We start from the raw sequence: 2,875 nt of genomic DNA on the forward strand, positions 1-2,875 counted from the left end.
CAGGTCCCCCCTTGTACGCCCCTACCTCGTCGCGCACGAGCAACAGGAACGCCGAACCGCCCTCGCGCTCGCGCTCGACGGCGTACCGGTCGTCGGCCCGCTCGGCGCGGCCGTATGACGGCCGGCCAGGACCGCTGCATCCTCTGCCGGCTGCCGACCCACCAACCCACCATGATCGACGCAGTCGAAACGGGCAGCGGCCCCGGCGCGATCCTCTACGCGTGCCCGCCCTGCGCCCGCACGTACGCCCTGTCCCCCCTGGCCCCCGACTGGCTTCGGGAGGACAGCCAGCTCGACGGCTGGCGGATCGACCGCGTGCCCGCCAAGTCCGTACGGCTGGAGGCCGAGGGCCACATCGCCGTGCCCCTCTGGCTGCTGCGCGACAACCAGCACCTCGCCGACCTCGACCTCACCCTCTCCCCCTCCGAGGCCGAGACCCTGCACGCGCAGCTCGGCCGGGCGCTGGAGGAGGGCACACGGGGGGCGCGTCCGGCGTAAGCCTCGCCGGGGCATGTCAGGGGCCAGTTCATCCACAGGCTGTGGATGAACTGGCCCCGCCGCCGTCCGGCACGTTCACACCGTTCACGCAGTGGCTGAGCAGTACCTATGCGCTGGCGGGGAACGATGCACGGAGGCGCACCGTCCCAAGTGCTGGGATGCTTCCATCCGCCTGCGCGCTCTCAACCCGCGGCGGCGGTGGCGCGGCTAACGTCGACTGAGGAGACAATGCACTGACGGAAGTTGGGAAGTCGAGTTGAGGTCGAGGGGGCCAGCCCGGCATGAGTGACGACGGTGACTACGGGAGTGGGCGCAATCCCGCTGGTCCGGGCGAACGCCTCACGACGACCCGGACCCGGCTCCCCGACGCGGAACCAGGTGGCGGGAGACCGCCGCTCCGCCCCGGCCGGAGCATGCTCACGGTGGTGGCGGTGGTGGTCCTGCTGATCGCCGCGATCGCCTTCGCCAACAGCGGCGGCGGAGACGGGGGCTCGGACGGCGACGGGGGCGGAGGCGGTGGCGGCGACGGCAGCAAGAACCGCGCCCAGCCGACCGCCCCCACCGGCGAGGACCCCGTCAAGGGCAAGCAGGGCGACATCGCCACCGGGTTCCCCAAGACGAAGCAGGGAGCCGAGAGCGCGGCATCGAACTATGCCGTCGCTCTAGTGTCCGCTGACATTGTGAAGCCTGACAAGCGCGACGGGATCATCCACCAGCTCTTCATGCCAAGCAAGGTCGACGACATGTTGACCAAGATGGACAAAGCCTACAGCGCAAAGCTCCTGGACAGCATGGGCCTGGACAAGAATGGCAATGCCAAGGACGGCATGACTTATGTGTCTCGAACCGCGCCGCTCGGCACGAAGGTCGTAGACTTCTCCAACAACGCCGCCAGGCTTCAAGTCTGGTGCACCGGTCTCTTCGGTACCGCTGGCGGCAAGTCCAGCAATCCGGTGAAGAATGACTGGTTCACGCTGGATCTCAATCTGCGCTGGGTCAAGGGGGACTGGAAAGTCCACAGCTTCACTCAGAAGGAAGGGCCAGCACCGATCCCGGGTGACAACCGAGCCTCAAGCGCCGATGCGATCGCCAACGCAGTCGACCAGTTCGGAGGGTTCACGTATGCCCGCTAACCCTCGCCGTCGGGCCCTAACGGTCGGAACCGTGCTGGCCGGGCTGCAGACCGCTGCCATCCTGCTCGCTACTCGGGCATTCGCGGCACCGGACCCGAAGGACGACGACTGTGACCTTGTCGTCGCACCTGCGAGAGAGTATTGCGAAAAAGGCAATGACGGCGGCGGCTCCGGCGGCGGCGGGGGGCGCGCCCCCGAGCCGGAGTACGCGACCGACCCCCTCAACGCCCTCGCCCGAGGCTGCGCCAAGGCCGCCGCCTGGATGATCGACAAGCTCGCGGACCTCGTCAACGCCACCACCAAAATCGACTTCACCAACGAGCAGTTCCTCCGCCAGTACGCCGTCGTCTTCGCGGCGTCGACCGTGCTGACGCTGCTCCTGTGGCTGCTGGCCGTCGCCAAGCGGGCGGTGCGCGGGGTGCCGTTCACGGAGGCCATCACGGAGGCCATCGGCTTCCTCTGGCTCACCGTGCTCGCCTCCGCGTTCACCCCGCTCATCCTCTACACCGTCGTCTCGGCGACGGACGCCGTCACGGACGTCATCGCGTCGGGCACGAAGGGGAAGACGGACCAGTTCTTCGGGACGTTCTCCGAGTCGTTGGAGAAGGGCACGGGCATCGGCGGCGGGCCGGTCATGCTCATGCTCGTCTCCCTCGTGTCGGTGCTCGCCGCGGGCGTGCTCTACCTCGAACTCGTCGTACGGGCCGCCATGCTGTACGTCGGGGCGCTGCTCGGGACGGCGGTCTACGCCGGGCTGGTCGACAAGAACCTGTGGAAGCACGTCCGCACCTGGGCGGGCATCATGATCGCTGTGATTCTGGTGAAGCCCGTGATCGTGATCGTGCTCAGCCTCGCCGGTGCGCTCACCGCAGGGGACGGGCCGGACTCCGCGTCCGCGATCATCTCCGGGCTGGCCATCATCCTGCTGGCCATCTTCGCCAGCGCCATGATCTACCGTTTCGTCCCCGGCTTCGGGGACGACATCGTGAGCCACCGCAACGCCATCCGCGACCCCTCGTCGCGTGCCGCGGCGGCCGTGGTCTCCTCGCCCGCCGCGCTCGTCCGGCAGGGCATCAACACGCACGGCGGACGCGGCGGCGCGGGGGCCGCCGCCGGGGGCGCGGCAGGAGGCGCAGGCGGCGCCCAGGGCGGCGCGGGGGCCAAACCGGCCGCCGGCGGGCCCGCGGCGGGCGGCGTCGCCGCGCACAGCTCCCGCAAGGGCGGCGGAGAGGGAGGAGAGGGAG

3 protein-coding genes are annotated in these 2,875 nt (G+C 69.5%); all 3 read left to right on the forward strand.

Going from position 1 to position 2,875, the window contains the following annotated elements; translation table 11 throughout:
* Positions 1-171 precede the first annotated feature (171 nt).
* Complete coding sequence (locus G5C65_RS34835; RefSeq protein WP_165303064.1) at positions 172-498, forward strand: hypothetical protein; 327 nt, start codon at positions 172-174, stop codon at positions 496-498.
* A gap of 413 nt (positions 499-911) precedes the next feature.
* Positions 912-1,631 (forward strand): DUF8175 domain-containg protein, encoded by a 720-nt coding sequence (locus tag G5C65_RS34840; RefSeq protein WP_241266276.1) that lies wholly within the window; start codon positions 912-914, stop codon positions 1,629-1,631.
* A partial coding sequence (locus G5C65_RS34845) for a hypothetical protein (protein WP_165303066.1) occupies positions 1,621-2,875 on the forward strand: 1,255 nt, incomplete at its 3' end. The genes G5C65_RS34840 and G5C65_RS34845, both read left to right, overlap by 11 nt.

Source organism: Streptomyces boncukensis, assembly GCF_011045075.1.
Classification (GTDB): Bacteria; Actinomycetota; Actinomycetes; order Streptomycetales; family Streptomycetaceae; genus Streptomyces; species Streptomyces boncukensis.